Below are 22,943 nucleotides of genomic sequence, written 5' to 3'. Positions count from 1 at the left end.
CAATGCTTACAGAAAACGTTAGAAATTTATTCAAATTTATTGACTTCCTGCATTCGAAAATTGACTATTTATTGAGCAAACAAAATTTGATTAATAAAACAAACGAATTGCTTGAAAAACGAAGTTCTATAAGACCAAGCGAAAATTATAAGTCTAAAATTGAGTATGATAAGCTACAAATACAAATAGCAGAGCAGTTTGATATTGTTGATGCAGAAATAATACTTCCTTTAAAAGGAAAAATAAAGGAATTGAATATTGCGGATATTAGTACACCGATAATAAATTTGACCGCACAATCTGATTTATTTGAACTTCAAAGAAATTTTAATGAAGATGATTTACACTCAATATTTGAAGCGAAACAAAAATATCTAAACTTTAGAAATGAAACGAATTTTGATTTTTATTTGCAATTCTTTTTCTTTGAATTAGACAGAACTTTAAATGAATTTTATGAGTTTTTTAAAGATGGAGATTTTAATGAATTTAGTAAACTTCAAACAAATATTGTAACTGTTGAAAGTTTAGATGAGCAAGGAATATCAAAAGCAGTAACAAAATTAACAAGCAATTCAAATAACTTACACTTTGAAACTTTCCCTGAATTTTTGAATTACTTCAAAACAAAATTTAATGATGTGGAAATAGATGAAAGGCATAGCGAAGCAAAAAGATTATTAGAACAACGAAAATTAAAATTAGAAAACAGCACTTTTCAAAGTGAAATTGATGAGGTAAAAGAATTATCTGAAAGTGCAGTAAAAGATTTTAAGCATAAGCTAATGTTATCATTTACTAATGAAAATTATAAAACCAAATATAATGGAGGATTAAACCCTGTAATTGCAATTAGCAAATTATATTTTGAATATGAAAACCTTTACAATAGTGCAAAAAACAAAAGTGATATATTTAGGCGTTCAAATGATTTAAACAAAGAGGAAAAGACTTTGTTTTCAGACGTAAAATCTTTGCCATTTCAGCAAATTAAGGAAACGATAGGTTATTTTTCAATACCTGAGAATTTTGATGTTAATGATGATTGGGCGACACAAAAAAGAAAATGTGAAATACATAACCAATCTATTTACCGTAATTATGAAGAAAATTTAGCAAATGGTAAAAAACGAGTATCTGATTTAGTTTCAAAAATGCTTTTAGCAACAAATGAATCCAAAGAAATGTCATATTATGATTTATTAGAGCGACAGTTTAATCAAATCAAAAGCATTTTTTCAGTTGCATTAGATTCTGAAATAGATAAAGGTTGTGAAATTGAAGGTATAGTTAATTTGTCTATTGAAAATAAATTCAAAGAAATGAGAGAATTCCATAAAAAATCTTTAATTGATATTGATGTACATTTAAAAACTTTAGATGGATTCAGACAACGAGATATTGCAAATGAAAGTCTCACTAACTTAAAATTTGAACAGCCGAAACAAAATAACAAAACAGAAAATAATTTATATGTAATAAAAACTGATCGAAAATACATTGCAAAAGAAAATGCTTTAGCATACATTTTTGATTTGTATGCTAAAGGAGAAGTAATACCAATAAATGTAATAGATGGAGGTTATAATGCTATGGAACTAAAACGAATAGGTTCACTTAGAGGTTTTTCGCGTCCTGATACATTTTATAGAGCAGTAATAAGTGTTTTAAAGTTTGATTTAAACAAAATAAAAGATTTACAAGCTATATCAAAAGATTGGCTTAATGCAGTTGAAAAATTATCTAATAATTGGATAAAAACACAACAGTATTTGAAAAAGCAAAATTTAATCGAGGAATAACAGGGAAAAATCCCTAAGAATCCTCACCAAAATCCATACTCAATTTTACTGCATAATTTAAAAATTAAAGATTATGCACAATGTTACATTAAGTTCTATTGAACTAAAAATACTTACTGATAGTATTGCGAAAAAAGTTACTGCAAACATTTTAAATACAAAAAAAAATGAGCAACAACCTGAAAAGCTTTTAACCACTGAAAGTCAATTGAAAACTATATTTCAGTATTTGCAACATTATATTGCAACGGCTTCAATGATTGCAGAAGCAACAGGAGTTCCTCAAAAAAATATTTGTAGATATAAAAGAGATTTGGAAAAAGCTGGAAGGCTTTGGGAAATTGAAAAAAGGAAATGTGAAGTAACAGGCTTTGAAGCTTGGTATCTTACAACAAACCCTGATTATTCACCAAAGTCAAATCAATTAAGTTTATTTTAATGATGAATACTAACAAGCTAATATGATTATATTCTTATTTTTTATTAAAAAATAATGTACAATGATTTTACTTAATAATTCGGATGAAAAAGATGAAAGCTCTATAAGTGAAAATATAATTTTCTTAAGGCTTTTAGAAATCGATAAAAAGCGTTTAGCAGGAGTGAGCATGTCGATTGCAGATATACCTTCTAATTACACAGCGACAACTTATTTTGACTTAATGATTGAAGAATTAACGAAATCATTTCAACAAATTATAGATGATGAAGGAGGCAGGGAGAAAGTTTTATGGGTAATTGATGGCTTAATTTCAAGTATTGAGGTTGATTTAGCAGACCCAATTTTAATTAATATAAAGAGTACGAATGATTACTTTTTAAAAAAGCTAATGAAACTAAGGCATCTATTTTCATTTAATATTCCATCAGCTCCGAAAATTGAAAAGCAATTACCTGAAATACTAGAAAAATCAATACGATTTTCAAATAACGAAATAATAGAAGTCCTACATTCCTTATTGAAAGGCTATTTCGAAAATTACGAAAATGAATTACTAAAAGTTTTGGAAGGACAACCAATTGAAAGGTTATTATTATTTCCAAGTAATCAGAATAAGTTTGTTGAAGTTTTCAAAAGAGTTAAGTATAACGGTTTTATTTTAAGCTCATCAACCGAAATAAAAAACTGGATATGTTCTAACTTTATTTATACAAAAAAGAAAGGTGTATCGAAAACTGTTGAAAAATTCAATCCAAATTCTGTTTGGGATATTCTCACAAAAGATAAAGGTCAACCAAAACCATCAGAAAGAATTTGCGTTTGTGATATTTTACCTTTTAAAAGTTATTCTCAAAGAAAGAGAGAAACATAAAGCCAAAAAAACATAAAATACAATACCCCCAATATGCCCCATATACTAAAAGGATATTGATGGGGGTATTCTTTGCTTTATTCCTTTGCGACAGCTTTACAAAAAATATGTAGCAATGGAAAAGTTAACATTTGAACAGTTGCCCGAAGCGGTAACAAAGCTAACCAAAGAAGTTAGTGAACTAAAACAACTTTTAATCAATAAAAGTGAGCAACAGTCTATCCAACAACCCGAAAAACTTTTAAATATTCAAGAAGCAGGAGAACTTTTGAATCTTACTGTACCTACTATGTATAGTAAAGTTTCAAAAGGTGAACTTCCTGTAATGAAGAGAAGCAAACGTCTGTATTTTTCCCGAACCGAACTTATACAATATCTAAAAGCTGGTAAAAGAAAATCTTCCGTAGAAATTGATGCAGAAGCAGAAATGTATTTATCAAATTCTAAAAAAGATTGAAGACAATAGATAATCTATTGACCTTAAAAAGATGATTAGAATGATGGATCACATCAAATTTTCCACCGAAAGCCAAACGATAATAAGCCGACTTTTAGATGTGCAGAGTTTTGAACATTACCAACACCGAAATAATAATTATATAGGACTTTGTAAATATGGTAAATTGATGAGGTTAGATTTTAGAAAGGTGTTTGAAAATGGCAAATTAATAGGTTTTCATCATGTGGAAATTTCGATAAGCCCTCACTATCATTTTAATAATTACCAACACAATGGAAACGATTTCACGCCTGAAAACTGTATTAAAACCATATTCGATATTCTAACCTATTTAGGGATAGAACCCTATGAGTACGACTTATTGAAAATAGTAAATATCGAATTTGGTTTAAATATTATTCCCGAAATAGATATTAAAAACCTCATCAATTGTATTTTATATAGTAAGAAAACCTCATTTATAGTTCCCAATTCTGAAATCCCCTATTTTAAAATTACCGATGCAACGAAATACAAACAAATAAAGGCATACGCCAAAGGTCTGCACTGCAATGAAGTTTTAAATGCTCCCGAAATTGATGCAAATACCTTTCGTTTCGAGGTGAAAAGTAAAAAGAGTGCAAATATTAAAAAATACGGAATAAATACCGCAATAGACTTATTTAAACCCGAAACCTACCAAAAATTAGGGCAGGAAATTATAACTGAATGGGAACATATATTGTTAATCAATAAGAAATCTGATTTAAGCAGCTTAACAACTGCTGAGGTGCAATTTATTCAAAAGGCGAATGAAAAGGATTTTTGGTATCAATTAATAACGGAAAAGCACCGCAATACATTTGGAGAAAACAAAGAAAAATACTATAAACTTTTGAGAGGGAAAAGCAATCTACATACTAAAATAAAAGGGCAAATGATTGATAAGCTAATTGATTTGTTAGAATGTGCATATTTCCCACAGGGAAATCCTATTAATAAAGGAAATTTAAGTTTTGAAAAAACTATCTTAAAAGAGATAAACGGATAATCTGCACATTTTCATATTACCCCTCCTTAGAAAAAAATATTTGTTTTTAAAAGAAAAGCCCTTAATACGTCCGAAAAATCTCGCTAATGAAAGGAAGATTAGCTCAAAAAACAGCAATTAGTGTATAGGCGTTTTTTGCTTAAAAAAATACTTGTAAGTATCATAATTATAGTGATTTAAACGATTTGTTTCAATTTTGAAGCATTTTAAAAAATTACTAGCTTTAATAACTAGACATAAATGTTATATTCTTTTCGTAAAACGCATTTTTAGATTACCCAATTATAAAAATAATAAAGAGGAGAAAGCCAAATGTTTTTTACAAATCATTTCGGGCGATAAAAAACAATTGTAAGCCTTATAAATAAAGACTTTATTCGAATTTACCTTCACTGCATCAGCCGAAAAAAGTCACTAAGTCGTATACACGAAATAAAAACTAATATTCTTATGCTTTTTGTTTAAACAATTATTCATGAATAAAACTATTATTACAATAGTTGGAACTTTAAATACAATTTGAGCCATGACACGAAATCGAACATGGTTCAAACTGCATTTTGAGCCATGATTGAAAATCGAATATGGTATTTATATTACTTTTATAGTACGGTCAAATATTATCGGAATAGTAAATACTTGAGAAGAGAATTATACTACTATCTTTTATAACATCATAGAATCTTAAAAAAAACACTAAATTTGAAGAATTAATTTTAACGATTACACAAGCGTAAGCTATCGTTTTGGCTACTGAAAACTGCGAATCTTCAAAAAGACAAAACTCGATAGACTTACGCCCGTGCCTACTTACTGGGTACGGGCTAAGTCTTTCTTGTCTTTTGGGTTCTTCGCAGTACCTCAGTAGCAGACTGGCTTTAGTTCCGTACCCTTTGCTTTGTGATAACCTCTACTTTTCGGAACTGGTAGAATAACTTTTTAAAACGATGAAAGTATTTTACATTATTCCTTTGTCAATTATGGTTTTCCATAGGGATGTTTTGTGCAAAATACTTTATTTGCTTTTTACAAAATAATTCAAACTTAACAATAATATAAAGACAAAAATTATGAAACGAAAAGACTATGCTTTTTACACACTATTATTTTTAGCATTTTCCAACAATGTATTTTCGCAGGAAGCAAATCCAAAAGAAACACCCCCACCAACAGAATTTATAGTTAATACCGAACAACAATTGACTGATTTTATTGTGATTCCCTGTGAAGGAAAAGCAAGAGAAGAACTTTATAAAAAAATAGTTGAATGGATTAATAAGACCTATAACAAACCGAACGAAGTGATAAAAGCGCAAGTGGAAAATGATTATATCCGTTTTCAGGGGTTAGAATCAAAAGGATATTGCAGAAAACCAATGGTTGTGATTTGTGAAGATATACGATATGAAATTGAAATTTCTGTAAAGGATGGAAAATATAAGTTTGATGTTGTGAAATTGGAAAGTGCAGAGACAAGTAAATATGGAAATATTATAGGTTGGAGCGAAATTACATTTAAAAAAGGTTGGATGAATTTTAAAAGTAATGGAGAAGTTCGTGACCAGTACAAAGATACAATGCCAAAAATCGCAAGATATATTAATTCTTTGAATCAAAGTTTGTATGATTATATTTATAATCAGAATCAGACTGCAAAACAAAATGATTGGTAGTCGCAAAATATAAAAGTCGGTTTTTAAGCCGACTTTTTTGTGCAAAATAATTAACTTTGATTCAAAACTAAACCAACCTATGGCGAAAATTAACATTGCAGGTCAAGCTGTCTTTACTTACGAATATAATCCCTACAAAGAAATTTATTGGAATGAATTAAGTCAAATAATGATTTCAAAATATGGAATTGTTACTATTACAGATTTCGATAAAGTAGATGAATGTTTAAACGAATGCTTTTTATATTTCATAAAAAAATTTGAAGAAATCGTTTTCAATATTGACAATTTCAAATTCTACTGTTATGTTTTTAGATTACATGAAGATTCCTTAAAATTAATGCTAAAGGAAAGAAGTGGCGAATTAGAACTTTTTGAATCAATTGAAGAATCTCATTTTGCTATATATAGACGAATTTTAAAAATAATACTTGAGCAGGGTTGTAAAGTAGATATGCAATGGGGAATGTTTGATGCTACTTTAGCAAGTCAATTCAATGAAAATATTCAAAGATTATTTTACATTGGGATGTGGCTTTATAATATCTCAGATAATATTTCCTATCATAGAATGCTTAATGGGGCATATTTTATTAGTTTCGAAGAAAATGATATTATAATTAATTGGAAAAATAATTATGGTATTCTTAAAAACCATCTTATGTCTTACTTTTCAAAAGCTTATGAAACAGGAGTTGTCGATGAAGGTGGCTTTACAGAATTGAGACAAAAAATAGAAGAGTGTTATGGAATAGATTACGATAAAATATTTGGAATTCCTTTTTTCTTAAAAAAGCATTTTTCTGAAAACCCTTGCCAAACTATTGAACCATACATTTTGCCTATAAATTTGAAGGGAATATTTAGTAGTTTAACAAAGGACGATGCTGAAAATATCTATAAAGGCTTATCTATATCAAGAGATAATAATTTGTCTTTAATAGATACAATTTTAAAGCCTTATTCTACAGAGCGTTTCCTTTATAGACCTTTTTTAATTTATACTATTAATAATGAACAACGGCTATTAACCTCAGAAGATAAATTTTCAGAATCCGTTTATGCTTTTGTGACAAATGCCATTCAATGGAATACATTAAATCCGGAATGGGAGAAAAAAAAGTGTCTTCAAAGCTATATGAATAAAAAAGGTAACGAACACGATAAATTATTAGAAGATAGGATTGAAAACTATTTTAATTCTAATAAAATTTTGTTTGCAAGAAATATCAAGAGTTTTAAAACTTCAACAAATAATAATATAAATATTGATAATGCTAATTGTGGTGAAATAGATTTTATATTTATTGATGAAGTTAGAAAAGAAATTGTTGTAGCAGATTCAAAATATAATAAAGCAAGATATGAAGCGGTTGGATATAGACAGGATTTTACAAATTTTGTAAACAAATACGAACCTCAACTACAAAAAAAGATAAATTGGGTTACCAGTAATATTTCTGTTGTTAATCAACATTTCATTAAAATTTATAATGATAAGGATATTGATTTTACTTCTTACAAAGTGATAGGTATGTTCCTAATAAATACACCAACTTTCTATATGTTTTGTAGTAATTATTTAGCCGTTGATATTGAAAATTTTGAACATCACATTAAAGGCAGAGATGTATATCCTGATATAACTTTGCAGTTGGAGGATGGTAATCAAAAAGTGTATAAATACCCATATTTCAAATAAATTTTTACTAATTATAATGATTGAAAATTCCTTAGACGAAAAAAACACGGAGCTTTACAATAATTTAAAGATTGCTGGAGTGCAATTTGATTCCATTATTGATACAAATTTTAATAGTTGGGCAGTTCAGCCAGTCTACAAGTTTAAAATAGTTGCAAATAATGCTGATCCTTCTCCGTCGTCATTAGCACATGAATTACTTCATATATATTGTAATGTTAACGGCTTTGTGGATACATTCACAATTATTGATATATTTAAATCAAATAATACAAGATTTAAAACTGAATGTATATCTGATATTCAGAATTTACTGGCTCATTTAAAGATGTTTCCATTTTTTCTTAAGTTAGGCTATAATATCAATGAATTTTACCTTAACTACGGGGATAAGTTGATTAGAGAAACATTGATACCAAATTTTATTACACTTGGGGTGATGTTTAAGATTAACAAGGAACTTAATAGTAAACCATCTATTGATGTTATAACTACTTTTTTTCAATTAGTATTAATTTTAAAACAAATTGAAATGGAAGAATATTATCAACAAATTAAAAATCAGTCGTCGGAATATTCTGAATTACTTATAGGATATGATGAAGAGCTTTTTAATACTTTTAATGAAGAACTAAATGCTTGGCTTGGTTCGGAGACTTTCAGTAATTATGATTTTTATATAAACATTAATGAAAAACTTCAAAATTTAGGATACCCGATTGAAAATGAATGGGAAGCCTGGATGCATAATAACAAAACATAGAATTTAATTAAATGTCAATAAAAATAAAACAATCTTTAATAAAAAGTTTAAATAAAATAAAAGAACAAAGCTTTGATGAAGAGACTATTAGAACGCTATTAATAACAGCAAGAGAATCCCTTAAATATGAAGGTCTTATTAAAGAGTTAGCTCATTTTGTTGCTCATACAAAGAGAAGTCAAGGTATTTTCCACAGAAAAGTAAATAACAGATACACAAAAATGAAGCTCATTGAAGAACGTATTAAAAATAATGAATTTCAAGAACTTCAATCTAAAATAAAAACAGAAGATGAATTGAGTGATTTTATGCTCGATGGTGTCGGAATTGATAAAGTTGAAACTAAGCTTTTTGATATTTTATATCGTGACGGATTGGAAGATATACACGAAGACCATCTGATAAAATATACAGGTTTTAATAAAACACAAGCAAAAAAATATTTAGATGATAATTATTCTAAAACTAATGGCTACTATTATTTGAAAGCTTTACAGACAGAAAGAGCTATTATTAATCTTATGCTTTTACCGAATAAGAAAAATACAAATAAAAGAGAGTTTGAAAACTCAATAAAGCAAGGATTAGAATTAACTGAAAAAATAAAAAAAACTGTTGATAGATTACAAAGAGTAATTCGAGGTGTTATTTTTTACGATTCTGTTTTTGAAGCAAAGTCTTTGAATAATGAATTTAATACAGTATTTGAAAATGTGCTAAAATTGTTTGATATTGATTTGTCCTATATTGAAGATATAAATGATAATTCAAATGATTTACTTCTCTGTATAATGGCTTTATTACATGATTCAACTTTTGAGTTTTATGATAAAAATTCAGCAAGAGTTTATTTATGTGCCTATCTTGAAGGAAATATTAAAAAGCCTATTGTTGAAACCGCAAATAATATCTTCGAAAGCGGAGTTTTAGCATTGTACATAAATTATAATTTTGAAAATAGTTCAAATTCTTACCCTCTATATGTATCGGATTTAAAGCTTCAAACCTATGTAAGTTTAGAAGACTTTACAAAATCCTCTATCAATCGTTCAATAGATGAAATTCCGTGGATTTCTGCTGAAAGAGTAAATGGTAAATTAATATTAAAATCATGATGATTTTATTTAGAGCTAATAAAAGAATCCGTTCGCAAATTTTAGTATTTTAGCATTAAACTATAAACCTTGAAATTCAAAAAAAATATTGATATGAATCCATTTATACTATCTTTCAGAGAAAGCCCAAAAGAAACAGATGTTAATTTTTCAAAAATAAAATATTGTGGTAAATTAAACCTTTCCGTAGATATTCAAACGGGACGTCCTGCAATATCATTTTTAAATTCATCAACCAGCACACTTACAAAAGTTTACAACGAAACTTCTGATTCTGATAATGATTTTATTGGTTTAATGATGGCAACAATGACGAGAACTCAATATCAACAGGAAGGTATGGACGATGATGCCAACTATAATACTATAAAAGTAATGATGGAAACAAAGACTATTACTTTGGTTTCTCAAGAAGTTTCAGATGATGATGTAAGATGATATTAATTATTACTCACAAAGAAGATTATACGGTTGATTATATTGTTAATATTTTGAATGATAGAAAAATAGACTATTACAGGTTAAACTGTGAAGATGTTTTTAAAAGTAAGTTCCTTGTTAGCAATGATTTGTTACCTAAAATACATGAGAAGTCAAATTTTAAATCGGTTTGGTTTAGGCGAACAAGGCTTCCCGATTTATCTGCAATTCCCTTTCACGAAAGAAATTATTTGCTTAATGAATTTGATAGTCTTTTAAAAAATTTATTCGCTTTAATTGATGCAAAATGGATTAGTGAACCATACCAAATTTATAAAGCAGAAAATAAGTTATATCAATTAAAATTAGCAAAGGAAATAGGGTTTAACGTCCCGAATACTATTGTAACCAATTCACATAGTGAAATAAAAGATTTTTATAATCAAAATTCATGTCAAATAATCGTAAAGCCTTTATCGCAATCTATAATTCATAACGAAAATAATTCTTTAGAACACATTTTCACTAATTTAATTGATAAAACCCATATTGAGAACCTTAGTAATTTTGATTTAACACCATGTATTTTTCAAGAGTATGTCGAAAAAGATTTTGAATTAAGAATAACAGTTGTAGGTGAAAAAATATTTGTAGCTGGGGTTAACTCTCAGACAGATGAGGTAGCTAAAATTGATTGGAGAAAAGGCAAGTTAAAATTTTATGAAACGGAAATTCCAGCAAATATTATGAGGATGTGTATTAAGTTAGTTAAAAAACTTGATTTAAAATTTGGAGCTATAGATATTATAAAAGATAAAAAAGGAAATTTTGTTTTTTTAGAAATTAATCCAAACGGACAATGGGTTTGGATTGAAAACGAAACAGGTTTGAAAATTTCCGAAGCCTTAATTGATGAACTATTATGAATGAAAAATTAAAAGAGTTTCTTGAAAGTCTTGGTTTAATTACTATAGAAGAACATCCACAACCTTTTGATTATAATTGCGAAGATTATGATTTAATAGGTAGTAATCAAAAGGAAAAAATACAAGCACATAAAGAATTTTTGATTTCAGCCCTACAAGAAGAAAATAACAGATTAAATTATGTTGAAAATAAAACGACTCAAATAATTTCGCAAACAAGTATTGTTTTTTCATTAGTCGGGCTAATAATTCCTATTGTAATTGACCGATTTGATGATATGTATTTTCCTGTTAGAGTAATATTGATATTGTTATTAATTGGTGGTTTTTTTATGTACTTATTGTCAATTAGTAATGCATTAAAAAACTTTAATATTAAAAATTTTAAATACCCTTACGCAAATCCTTCCAACGTTATTGATTTAAAAGATAAGTCGATTGAAGAATTTAATTCGGAATTAGTTAGAGACTATTTGTATTCAATAAATAAAACTGTTCACATAAATAATGTAAAAGGCTCAAATTTATTACACGCGTACAAAGCTTTCAAAATAGCTAATTATATAACAGGAATTATTATTGTAGTAATCTGCTTTTTAATACTATTCATAAAACAGAAAGAAAATATCAATAGAGTAAAAATTGAAAATCCTATTGAAATTAAACAAACTAAAAGTAAAATTATTCCTGTTAAATAAAAAATACTTAAATAAAATTAACACACAGCTTAAAAGAAGGAAAATGTAGATTAGTTGTTGTGAAATTGAAAAGTGTCGATCCAAGTAAATACGGAAATAGTAGTAACAGACTTATATTTCCAAAAGGATAAATGTTAAATTATAATTTAAAAAATGGATATTGTTTTAGATTCAAATATTTATAGAGGGGATTGGTATTTAAAGTCAAATGATTTTACAATTCTTAGGGATTACCTTAGTAAAACAGATTCAAGTTTTGTTTTACCACAAATCATTTTAGAAGAAATAACGGGATTATATAAAAGAAATTTGGAAGAAGAAATAAATTCACTTTCCAAGACATCTGAGAACTTAAATTACTTGTTAAATAGAACTCTTTTTGAGGAATTGCAGGTAAATATTGAGCAAGAGTCTGACAGATATATAAAGATGTTAATAAGAAAACTAGGTCTTACAAATAGTAAAATAGTTAAATATGATAACGATTTTTTGCCGAAAATAATAAAAAGAGCAATACAAAAAAGAAAGCCATTTAAAGATGAAGATAGAGGATTTAGAGATTGCATAATATGGCTTACGTTACTTAAATATACTGAGAAATCACATGAAAAGCAGATAGTATTTATTAGTAATAATCCAACTGATTTCGGAGACAATAAACAGAACCCTATTTTACATCCAGATTTGCAGAAAGATTGTGATGAACTTAATATAAAAGTAAATTATTTCAAAAGCATTAAAGAATTTACTGAAAAACACTCTAAGAAAATAGATGAATTTGATATTGATTGGTTGTCTGAAAATATTGATATAAGTTTACTTTCAGATATAGCAAGAGAAAAAATAGACCAAAGTAGTCCTCGTTATGTAAAAAACTGGTTCGAATGGAGAACAGAATTAGATAGTGCAGATACTTTTAAAACAATTAGTGTAAACTTTAATGATTTTGAAGATATTTTTATTTATGAAATGGTAAATGGAGATTTTATAATAAATTTTACTGGGTGGGCAGATACTAAAATTAATTTTGAATATTACGATTACGGTTACTTTGAGAATACAATTAAAAACAAAACAGAAATCGCTAAAACTGTTTTCTATGTAAGTGCTGTTTATAAAAATAATGTAATTGAAGAGATAGAAATAAATGATTTTCTTATTAATAAAGAAGGGAAATTCGGATATTAAATATGACTAGTGAACTCGGATTTTCTTATTTAATTATCCAAAATGTTGTGGCTAAGGGTTATAATTTCAAGATGACACAAAGAAAACAAGCCAATAAAAAATATTAAACTAAAATAATAATCTACAAAATGCCAAACTTAGAGGGATTAGGTTTACAAAATTTTAGGACTTTCACTAAGAAAGAAAACCTTGAATTTGCGCCCATTACATTAATCACAGGTACAAATAATGCAGGAAAAAGTTCAGTTTTCAAAGCAATACAATTTTTGGTTGATAATTTTAAAGATGGAATTGTTTCAGAAACCTTAGATTTTAAGTCTATGAAACATGAACTTGGAAATCTTGAACGTGTCTTTAACCGAGTTACAATGGAAGTTTTTAAGAACTCAAAAATTCCAAATAGTCAAAGTATGTATTCGAGACTTTGGGATATTGATAAAAAAAATGACGACCAGTTAATCGAACTTCCCATTTTTGAGCAAGATGAAGATTTAGTGTTTTTTTTTCCAATAAAATTTGGAAACAATCGAGAAATAAATGCTAATATGGAGGTTAGGTATGAGTTAACACAATTTATACCTAAAAATGGAACTAAAAAAGACTTAGTAATTTCTCATAATATTAAAAATATTGCCATTGTAAAGAATGGAGAATACCTACATTGGTCGAATGTTATCGGGCTTATGAATAATTATGAGGACGCTCCTACTTGGGAGATTTCGACAAGTATAGATTTGAAAAAAATCATTCAACTTATCATAGACACACCTTTTATAGAAATAAAGCAGGGAATTAAACCTGATGAAAATACTGAAGATTATTTTACAATTGATTTATTTAGTAGGATTGAAAAGTATAAAGATATCTTTTTTGACTTTCCTTTTTCCAAAAATAAAAAAGATGGTTACGAAGGTTTTACAGAAAAACTTGAAAAAGGAAAAAGTTTATTCTCTGATTATTCTGAAGTAACAGAAGATGAGAAGTCAAAATTATCAACAATTGAACAAAAAATTATGACCGACCTTCTTCAAGGGCGTGATAATAGTCAATACAAAATTTTAGATTGCTTCAAAACAAATAATATTATTGGTTTTATGGGTGATGGCATGGAAAGATATATTGCAAATGCAGAACTAAAAGAAAAGGAGTCTGAAGAGATACAGGAAAATAGTGAAGAAAAGAATTTGCGAAATCTCTTTAAAAACCCCTATGAAACAACCCCTAACAGCCAACTTTTCATAAATCTATTGAGAGCAATAGAGGAAGATTTTTCAGATATTGTTCAGAAGAAAATTGATAGTTTAAACAAAATCTATTTTTTACCAACTACAAGAGGCAGAAACAGAGAGTGGTTTATAGATGAGCAGAATAGTGAAGATATTCAGATTATAAGAGACTTCTCTGCCATATATTTAAAAAACTATCCCCAAATTGAAAATTTTGTAAACTTTTGGATTGGAAATGGAGAGATTGATAAATTGGATAAAGAAGGAAAACAGGTACAAAAAGGCTTCAAAATAGGAAAAGAACTTTCTGTCTTTAGAGATGAAACAATAGGTTTGACCAAGATTTTTTTAGTCAATTTTGATGGAACAAAAACTCCTCTAGTTGACTTAGGGTATGGAATATCTCAATTACTACCGATTATTATGAAGATAGCTATTATTGCTCATAAACATCAATTACCTTATGAATATGATTTTGATTATCAAGATGGTTCTCATAGACAAACAATCTATTTTAATTCTTCAACATTATTAATCGAAGAACCTGAAGCCAATTTACATCCTTCTTTACAAGCAAAAATGGCTGAATTATTTATAGATGCTGCCTCTAGGTTCAATATTCAATTCCTAATAGAAACTCATAGCGAGTATCTAATTTATAAGTTCCAAGAATATATAGGTCAAAAATAGTTTCTTCAAAGAATGTTAATATGTATTATTTCAATCATCCCAATGATGTTAGGCAAGGATTGAAAGATAAATATATCAGTTATGTAAAAATAGGTGAAGATGGAAGTATTGATTATGACAAATATTTTGGAAAAGGTTTTTTCGATGAACAGACTAACTTGAAATTAAGTTTATTAAATATTCAACGAAATCGTTTTATTGAAGATTATGAAACAATAAGAAAAGAATTGAAAGAATCTAGTAAAACGATTGAAGATTATGATGCTAAAATGGAAGAAATCACTGAAAAATTAGCAACTACAACTTCGGGAAAAGATAAATTGAAAAAACAATTTAATAAAATTAAAAAAGAGAAAAAGGATAAAGAATTAGAATTTCAAGAACTCATAAAAAGGCAAGAAGAGAAAATTGATGAATATACGGCTAAAACCGACTATTCAAAATATTTAACAGAAATTGAGACGATTGTAGATAGAAATAAAATTGACAATTCGAAAACACTTCAGTATCTATCCACAGGTAAATTTCTGCTAAGCAATTTAGATGAAGATGCTGATTTTGCTCCTGTTATAATACAATATGGTCGAGCAGTTGAATTTGAAATGTTAAAATGGATGAATGATTTTAAAAATACAATCAGTCTTACTAATCTAAATCGCTGGTGTGATAACACAAACTATATTAATAAAATTAGACAGTTATTTACTGATTTAGGGCTGACTCTTATTGATAATAATACTAACTATGAAATAAGTACAGGTAAAAAAGTGAACATATTAAATCTGAAAAATTACATGAATGTTGACCCTGATAAATGGAAATTTGGAGGATTAACTCAGGTTTTTGAATTGCTTTACTACACATCTCCAACAACAAATGTTGCTTACAATTATAATTCTGTTCCTTTAATGGTAGCATTTTCAAATTATCTAAAAAGTATTTGGAGGGATTATGATATAGCAGAAGGATTATTTAATACTTATCGTAACATATTAGATTTGAGAAACTGTGCTGGACATACGTATAGTGATAGTGTTTGTACTAGTGACATTATTGATAAGAGTACAGCAGAGAATTACGTTGCTAAAGTTGAGGCTATCTTTAGTTGTTTATAGTTCTAAAAGAAAATGCGAAATAGTTTTGTATGAGCAAAATGAATGAAGATAGAAGTGTTTTAAAAATAGATTGATTATTTTACAGGCACTTAATTTTGAAGATCGAAATGTTTGAGAATATTTACTTTAGATATTCCCGAAAACCTCATCTTTACTTTGTTATTTTTTTGACTTTTTGAGTAGTTTTGTACCTTATTTGTACCTATTAATTACAACTAACTGATTTACAGTATTAATTATTTTTTGTATCGGGAAGTAGATCCAACCTTCTTTATCATATTTTAAGAATTTTAAATTCAAAATATAAAACAGCCTTTTTTAGGCTGTTTTTTTTTGTTTATTGAAGTCCTTCGTTTGAAATTTCCGAAGTTTGGAGCTTTATTACTGACTCAAAGTCAGGAGACTTTGCGGAGCGGTGTATATCTCAAATCTCAACATAATAGATGAAATGGGATCCAAATAGAGAGATAGAGTGGCATATTTATTTGAATTAAATAATATATTCAATATTATGACTTGCAACCTAGTTGTATTTAAAACTTTAAAGGATTAATTTCTATAAAAAAGACAGACTAATTAAAGCCTGTCTTTTTATATTGATTTTAAAAATCATACCCAATCCTAAAACTTAAATTAGGAACTACCTGAAGTGAATAGTCAGATTTTAAAATTTTACCCACTCCTAATCCTAATTGAAGTTCATAATTGAAATTTTTTGCAAAATTTCTTCTTAATCCCCATGTAGGAATCAATGAAATCATTGGATTTACTTCTATTCCATCAACATTTGAAATAACAAACCAATCAGGAACGAATCCAAGTTTTGCAGAAAGATAGTTTGCGGAATTATACTTAGTATTCTTGCTTTTATTATGCCTTTGATTAATATTGTAGTACCATTTGGGAGTTACGGACAAAGCAGGTGCTAATGCAAAACCTGTTTTAGAGTACAAATCTCCTCCCCAAATCCCCGCATTCAAATCGATCTCACTTCTAAGTGTAAATTGTTCAGAAAGATTGACTTCATTATAGACATTTGCACCAAAAAGTCCAGCTTGAACTCCAAAGAATGATTTTTTATTGATGATTTTTCTTGCGAATACATTAGGGTTACAGTAAATACTAATAAAATTAGAAATATTTTTTTCATCATATTATTTTTTATAAAATTCATAATTCCCAGTGAGATTACCTTTTGTCCATTTACCATTCATTGATTTATCATTTAAATATCCTGAAAAACTTAATCCAGCTTTTGTAGTTGCATCAAATTTACCACTAATCATTACATATCCTGATATACTTTCAGAAATATTGGAAGTAGTATAATATATCGTTCCTTCCATGTTACCTGTATCAGATACGTTAAATTTTATTTCGCCAGATAAATCTCCCTTAAAGTTTCCGATGTAATTCCCTTGATATTTAGAGTTCGATTGTAACCTTAAATTCTCATCTGAAATACAAGAGGTAATTGCAAGGAAAAATACAAGAAAAAAATATTTCATAATTTTAATTAGCGTTAAGTTTTACTCCATGCCAAGCTCCATTTTTCTTGGCTATTCCATACATACTAACTGCTACAGCATCAGGTTTTGAAAAATTCCACTTATAGCTTGTTACATCAAGTCCATTCCCCGTTCCTCCTCCAAAAGTGTAAGTAACCTGAGGAGAAGCAATCCCAAAATCGAAAACTCTTTCGATAACATCTTGGTTGTTTTCTATCTGGCTGAAATCGTAATAGCGTACGTATGATGCACTATATGAATCTACAACAAAAAGAACTCTATTCAGCTTTTTGTTTTGTCCTTCAATAAAATTATTTGCCTGTTTCCATGCAGTTTCCCAAAACAACTTATCCAATTTTTCTTCTGTAAGACCTGTAAAATCAACAGTAAACTGAATAAGCCCATCTAATTTAGAGGCAAATGGTAACGACGGAATGTTTTGGTTTTTTGAAAAAGTAAAGGAAATACCATCCGATGTGGTGTACATATTGCTACCAAACCAGTATGCTTGCTTAGGGACTCCCGCAGGAGCACTCATATTCATTGAGTGGTTAAAAGTCCATTTGATTGAATTAACACCTATACCCAGTTGGTCTGCATTTTCTTTTCTCCATAGTCCAGTCCATCCTTTATATTGATGTTTAACCTTGCAACCTATCGCATAAACAAGATATAAATTCTGTGAATAGAATTTAACTTTAACTCTTCTTCTGCTTTCATACTTATCATATGTTGTCCATGTTTTTCCAAAAATATTTCCTAACCATGGCTTTTTAACTTCACCAATTGGCAGTTTTTCAACTATTGAAGCTATTGAAGGCTCTTGAGGAACAGTGGGAGGTCTAAAACCACCATTATTACCACTTGTGCTGCCGCCACCAGTAAAACCACCAGTGCCTCCACTTCTTCTAGGTACAGATGATCTAAAATAGCTAATTTTATTATCAGTATTTGGCAAAGTGATCAATTCATCATTTGCTTTATCAGAGATGAAACTATCTCTTGTAGATGTTTCAGTTGGAACTAAAAGATTAGAAGATATTTTTCTAACTTCAAGATAATTTTCGAGCCTGGAATAATTTTCTTCTGTTGTAACAAATAATCCAACATCAGTATATTTGTATATTTTATCTGCAACTTGTATTTCAGCCTTTCCATTTAGCATAGTAGAGTATACTTCATCACCTACAATTTCTTCAAGATCATCTATATCATCATAAATGTCTTCGTCAGAAACCGAAACTGTCTTCATTGCACGAGATGATTTTTTTTCTAAATATTCTATCTTTCTAGATTTTAATTCAGAAATAACTTTATTTTCATTTTTTTGAGTAATGACTGGAACTAAAGACTCAATTCCTTTCTCGTCAATAAAATTTTGAACTGATTCAAGGTTCTCTTTTTTTAGGTTTTTGTAAGTAGCGGATAATGATTCTTTGTTTGGAAAATATAATCTTCCATTTTTTACAGCCGCTTGATCAATTATATTAGTTTTATCAGATGATGTGTCGGTAAGTTCTTCACGACAGGAGGTTGTAAAAGCTAATAGGCTGAAAATAGCTATTTTAAATAGATTTAAATTTTTCATTTGTTCAAAATAATTTTATCTCATTTGTACTTTACATACAACGACAAATAGATTTTTATTGTTAATGATATTATTACAATTTGTAGCCTGTATGCTTTTTTAGCAGATAATTACCAAGCTCGAAATTATCTGCTCTTAAATTTAAGAGTTTCATCATTTTTGTTTTTTTGCAAATTTAAAAATTAAACTATTCGAGACAAATTTTTCACATTAAAAAGATTTATTGAAGCAAATTTTCTCGTCTTAACTGTTACAAATATATTTTGCATCAACTTCAAAACATGTCGTATTAAAAAAAGGTTTTGAGCTATTTAGCATTTCCCTTTTTTGAAATACTTTTGGACTGCATTTATGGTGAGTTTTAAAGATCTCATGAGGTAATATGCGCAACCGATATACAAAATGAAATACGCGAACAGTATCGAAACAAATGAGACATCATCCCAAATGCCGTACGGTTTAAATTTTAATTGTGGTATATGTAACATCATTTTGGTACATCAAAAGGGGTTTGGTTATTTTTCATAAACACAGATCCCATCCTTTTATACTTCATAAGCTTACCATTTGTACATAAATCGTAAATCCCATTTGCTTTCTGTTCTGAAATGTATAAAAAACATCACTTTCGTTGCAGTCATTATCTAGTGCAACATGTTTTCTAAGGTCTTCAATAGTTGCATCGACTTTTTTTCAAAAAAGATTGGATTTTCTTATCTGGCGTAGGTTCTAGACAGTTTGCTGGTAAATCACATTTTTTGTCTTTTCCCGTTTCTTGTGCAAAAATAAAGCGTTGATACTACCAACATTAAAGTAAAGACTAATTTTTTCTTTTTGTTATTCTTGTAATACTATTTCCGTTATCGAAAGTAGATCCAATTTCCTCTATCACAATCAAAAAATTCAAATCCAAAAACATAAAAACAGCCCTTTCAAGGCTGTTTTTTAAATTTATTTAAGTCTATCCACACATAACTCACGCTTTCCGAAGTCTACTGACTTTGTTTTGCAAAACAAATATTTTATAATTTTAAATTATTTATTCTAAAGGTGTATCAAATAAAAGATTTTTCATAACGCCAATTGTAAGCATCACTAAAAAGAAGAGTAAAAAATAGGCGAAGAAATTGACAAGTCGTTTTTTATTATAATGATTTTGCAACGTATTAGTACTATAACTATTTACAAAACTTCTTAGCCCTAAAGTAAATACAACTATAATTGATGTAAAGGTAATATAAAGGATAATAGATTGCTTTAGTTCAAAAAAGAATAAGATTACTAAAATATCTATTAATGCGATAATCCAACTTAATTTAAATATTTTAAAGGACGATATATTTTTTTCCAACATTAAAAATATTGAATTTGAAAATATAATGATAAGAAGTATTATTTGTAAAATTGTATTCATAAGATTGAGTATTAAAAATTAATCTGAGCAAGGATTGGGGAAAGCAATCTTTATATCAGCATCCAAACTCAGCCCACCTGTTGCTTTCCTGAAACGTCCGATCTCCAAAATCAGGAGACTTTGCATAACAGACTTCAAAAATAGCGAAAAAGGGTAATTCCCTGGTAATGGTCTACACGGTAACTTTATCAAAAATAAGTATCATGGACGCAATTATTAAAAAACTATCAATTTTGAGTGTGCTGATTTCACTGATGAGTTTCTGTTCCTTCCTGTTTGCACAGGTTTATCCAATCGGACAGATGTTTTTGACTACTTATGGTCAGTCTTTTACGATGTATAATACGGGCGTAATTGTTCAGGATGGCAATCCGGGAAATGCAGGCCAGGCCGTATATGATCAGACCGGAATTAATTATCTGCGCTTACCGTCTGCTGTTCCCTATCAAAAGGCTTTTTTCCTGGATTTCAATAAAAACATTATAGAGCTGGATTACAGATATGGATACCGCGTCGTGGGTTATTCCAATATTCCTGTTCCTCCTCCGCCAGTTATGTATCTGCCAAAACCTACGTATGATAATCAAATAGGAATTGAAACCGCTGAAGGACTAAGACCGCTACCTACCCAGATTATTGACGAGCAAAAACCTTATGGGGATGTCATGATGACCAGTGAGCAGAATGCCGTAGACTGTTATAAGAATTCTTTGAATTTTGACGGATCATTAAATCAGATGAAATTCGGGGATTGTATGGTAACGAATATGGCTGGTCAGAAAGAGCTTGAAATTTATAAATGTGCCAAAAACTCGGCAACCATGGAGGAACAGAGTCTTTGTATGCTGAGTATTTTAGGCGGTTCAAAAGAAAAGCAGATTACTCAGGATATGTTGAAGTGCTATAAAGAATATGGCGGCAATTATGAAATGTATCCCCTTTGTTTTGCTGATAAAGTCAATGATCCTGAACTCAAGCAATTAGTTTCCTGCTTTAAAGATCAGGCCAACAGTGGCGAAATATCTTTTATGGGAACTGCCGTGTGTTATGGAGCAAGTAAACTTAATCTGAATACAGAAGCCCAGATAGCCGTTGAGTGCGCGGTAAGCACCGGAGGACAGCCGTATGCATTTGCAGGATGTGCGGGCGGCCAGTTAACCTATCGTGAATTAAATAAATGTCTAACAAACGGAGTTGGCGGTGATAATGGATGTTTCGGAAAAAATAATACGATCGTTAAAGGACTAAATCAAATTGGAGACGCTTTAAAAGGTCAGTTTGGCCCTAATAACGATATCGTCAAAACATGGAATACTACCGTGCATGATTTACAATATGGCCCCGGGAAAAATCATGAAGCGGTAAAAGTGGTCAGAAACATAAGCAACGAACTGGGAAAAGCGGGAACTAATGTAGCCAAAGAAATAAAAAAAGTAGTTCCCAAAATAAAAATCAAATGGTAATCAAGAAGGTAAAATAAAAACAGATGCACTTGTCTAAGTGCATCTGTACAATATTCTCACTGCATCTATTTCTTCAGCATTTGAAAATTATATTTTATAGGATTGAAAGGATTGACAGCCGTTCCTTCAACGGTTATTTTACTTGCAAGCAGTTCAAAATTCATATTTTGTGTGTTCTGCTTAATAAACAACCCTTTTTTGGAAGCCGTAAATGTTATGACCACTTTCTTGCTTACTCCATCCACAGGAACCTGAACTGTTAATTCTTTAGGAAGAAGATTAAGTTCTATCTCCTTTTTATACTGATATAGAACCGCAGTATAATCCAGGTCATATTTTATTTTTCCGATGGCTGTTAAGGCCTGATTGGCTTTCGCAGGATCAGAAATTACTGAGTAAATAACCTCTTTCATAGGAAATTCAGAATAGGAAATCAGGTTTTTCTTGGCCGAAAAAGCAACCGCCGTTTCTCCGTTCACAGTTCCCTGGGATATCCCAGCTTTTCCAGTGTATTCACCGTTAAGATCATCAAAACTGATCGTCACAGGGTTAGGTTTTGGAGTATCATCATCATTACTGCAGCTTGCCAGAACAAAAGGAATAGCCAGTAAGACCACAAGCATTGATATCAATTTTACATGATTGAATTTTTTCATTTTGATTTTGAATTTATTATTTTGATTAAAAATATTGTATTGAGTACTCATCTATATAAATACAGAATTTCCATATCCTTGCTTGGGATTAAAAAAAATAAATTCAATCAACTGATTTACTGCCTGTTATTTTTAATATTTAAAACAATTAAAAGCACGACTTTATGATTAATCATAAAAAAAATCCAACATC

Annotated in this window: 20 protein-coding genes; 16 read left to right on the top strand and 4 right to left on the bottom strand. The window is 29.1% G+C overall.

Features of this window, described 5'->3' with window-relative positions:
- The first annotated feature begins 2 nt into the window (after positions 1 to 2).
- The 15 genes from KBP46_RS22290 (at position 3) to KBP46_RS22220 (ending at position 16,121) form a co-directional block, all read left to right on the top strand.
- A complete protein-coding gene (locus tag KBP46_RS22290) occupies positions 3 to 1,802 on the top strand; it encodes a hypothetical protein (protein ID WP_216444216.1) in 1,800 nt (599 codons plus the stop codon).
- A 73-nt stretch (positions 1,803 to 1,875) separates the two neighbouring features.
- The gene (locus KBP46_RS22285; RefSeq protein WP_216444215.1) at positions 1,876 to 2,241 is read left to right on the top strand and encodes a hypothetical protein; all 366 of its coding nucleotides are present in this window, start codon (positions 1,876 to 1,878) and stop codon (positions 2,239 to 2,241) included.
- 61 nt (positions 2,242 to 2,302) lie between these two features.
- Positions 2,303 to 3,115 carry a hypothetical protein gene (locus KBP46_RS22280; protein WP_216444214.1) on the top strand — a complete coding sequence of 271 codons (813 nt, stop codon included), beginning with the start codon at positions 2,303 to 2,305 and terminating at the stop codon, positions 3,113 to 3,115.
- A gap of 115 nt (positions 3,116 to 3,230) precedes the next feature.
- Positions 3,231 to 3,572, top strand: a complete 342-nt coding sequence (locus KBP46_RS22275) for a helix-turn-helix domain-containing protein (protein ID WP_216444213.1) — start codon at positions 3,231 to 3,233, stop codon at positions 3,570 to 3,572.
- A 40-nt stretch (positions 3,573 to 3,612) separates the two neighbouring features.
- Positions 3,613 to 4,605: a hypothetical protein gene (locus KBP46_RS22270; RefSeq protein ID WP_216444212.1), complete on the top strand. Its 993-nt coding sequence runs from the start codon at positions 3,613 to 3,615 to the stop codon at positions 4,603 to 4,605.
- Positions 4,606 to 5,675: 1,070 nt separating this feature from the next.
- Entirely contained in the window at positions 5,676 to 6,278 is a 603-nt protein-coding gene (locus tag KBP46_RS22265) for a DUF4468 domain-containing protein (protein ID WP_216444211.1), read from the top strand.
- Positions 6,279 to 6,357: 79 nt separating this feature from the next.
- Positions 6,358 to 7,980 (top strand): hypothetical protein, encoded by a 1,623-nt coding sequence (locus KBP46_RS22260; protein WP_216444210.1) that lies wholly within the window; start codon positions 6,358 to 6,360, stop codon positions 7,978 to 7,980.
- Positions 7,981 to 7,996: 16 nt separating this feature from the next.
- Positions 7,997 to 8,743 carry a hypothetical protein gene (locus tag KBP46_RS22255; protein ID WP_216444209.1) on the top strand — a complete coding sequence of 249 codons (747 nt, stop codon included), beginning with the start codon at positions 7,997 to 7,999 and terminating at the stop codon, positions 8,741 to 8,743.
- A gap of 11 nt (positions 8,744 to 8,754) precedes the next feature.
- Positions 8,755 to 9,858 carry a hypothetical protein gene (locus tag KBP46_RS22250; protein ID WP_216444208.1) on the top strand — a complete coding sequence of 368 codons (1,104 nt, stop codon included), beginning with the start codon at positions 8,755 to 8,757 and terminating at the stop codon, positions 9,856 to 9,858.
- Positions 9,859 to 9,951: 93 nt separating this feature from the next.
- Positions 9,952 to 10,296 (top strand): hypothetical protein, encoded by a 345-nt coding sequence (locus tag KBP46_RS22245; RefSeq protein WP_216444207.1) that lies wholly within the window; start codon positions 9,952 to 9,954, stop codon positions 10,294 to 10,296.
- Positions 10,293 to 11,204 (top strand): hypothetical protein, encoded by a 912-nt coding sequence (locus KBP46_RS22240; protein WP_216444206.1) that lies wholly within the window; start codon positions 10,293 to 10,295, stop codon positions 11,202 to 11,204. The genes KBP46_RS22245 and KBP46_RS22240 overlap by 4 nt, the downstream gene beginning before the upstream one ends.
- Positions 11,201 to 11,902, top strand: coding sequence for a hypothetical protein (locus KBP46_RS22235; protein WP_216444205.1), 702 nt, complete (start codon positions 11,201 to 11,203; stop codon positions 11,900 to 11,902). The genes KBP46_RS22240 and KBP46_RS22235 overlap by 4 nt, the downstream gene beginning before the upstream one ends.
- A 153-nt stretch (positions 11,903 to 12,055) precedes the next feature.
- The gene (locus KBP46_RS22230; protein ID WP_216444204.1) at positions 12,056 to 13,090 is read left to right on the top strand and encodes a PIN domain-containing protein; all 1,035 of its coding nucleotides are present in this window, start codon (positions 12,056 to 12,058) and stop codon (positions 13,088 to 13,090) included.
- Positions 13,091 to 13,218: 128 nt separating this feature from the next.
- Complete coding sequence (locus KBP46_RS22225; RefSeq protein WP_216444203.1) at positions 13,219 to 15,006, top strand: AAA family ATPase; 1,788 nt, start codon at positions 13,219 to 13,221, stop codon at positions 15,004 to 15,006.
- A 20-nt stretch (positions 15,007 to 15,026) separates the two neighbouring features.
- Entirely contained in the window at positions 15,027 to 16,121 is a 1,095-nt protein-coding gene (locus KBP46_RS22220) for a hypothetical protein (RefSeq protein ID WP_216444202.1), read from the top strand.
- Between the two features lie 602 nt (positions 16,122 to 16,723).
- Here KBP46_RS22220 and KBP46_RS22215 read toward each other — a convergent pair.
- From KBP46_RS22215 to KBP46_RS22205, 3 genes are all read right to left on the bottom strand, one after another.
- A complete protein-coding gene (locus tag KBP46_RS22215; RefSeq protein ID WP_062674749.1) occupies positions 16,724 to 17,101 on the bottom strand; it encodes a hypothetical protein in 378 nt (125 codons plus the stop codon).
- Positions 17,102 to 17,275: 174 nt separating this feature from the next.
- On the bottom strand, positions 17,276 to 17,629 hold the full coding sequence (locus tag KBP46_RS22210) for a hypothetical protein (RefSeq protein ID WP_062674747.1): 354 nt from the start codon (positions 17,627 to 17,629) through the stop codon (positions 17,276 to 17,278).
- 4 nt (positions 17,630 to 17,633) lie between these two features.
- Complete coding sequence (locus tag KBP46_RS22205; protein WP_216444201.1) at positions 17,634 to 19,217, bottom strand: hypothetical protein; 1,584 nt, start codon at positions 19,215 to 19,217, stop codon at positions 17,634 to 17,636.
- Positions 19,218 to 20,834: 1,617 nt separating this feature from the next.
- Between KBP46_RS22205 and KBP46_RS22200 the strand changes: the two genes are divergently transcribed.
- Positions 20,835 to 22,094 carry a hypothetical protein gene (locus KBP46_RS22200; protein WP_123279680.1) on the top strand — a complete coding sequence of 420 codons (1,260 nt, stop codon included), beginning with the start codon at positions 20,835 to 20,837 and terminating at the stop codon, positions 22,092 to 22,094.
- A 65-nt stretch (positions 22,095 to 22,159) separates the two neighbouring features.
- Here the strand turns inward: KBP46_RS22200 and KBP46_RS22195 are convergent, their stop codons facing one another.
- On the bottom strand, positions 22,160 to 22,750 hold the full coding sequence (locus tag KBP46_RS22195) for a DUF4840 domain-containing protein (protein WP_216444200.1): 591 nt from the start codon (positions 22,748 to 22,750) through the stop codon (positions 22,160 to 22,162).
- Positions 22,751 to 22,943: the final 193 nt, after the last annotated feature.

The sequence above is a fragment of the Chryseobacterium sp. PCH239 genome, from assembly GCF_018924625.1.
Lineage (GTDB): Bacteria > Bacteroidota > Bacteroidia > Flavobacteriales > Weeksellaceae > Chryseobacterium > Chryseobacterium cucumeris.
The sequence above is the reverse complement of the archived record's forward strand: the minus strand, read 5'-3'. Positions and strand labels throughout refer to the sequence as shown.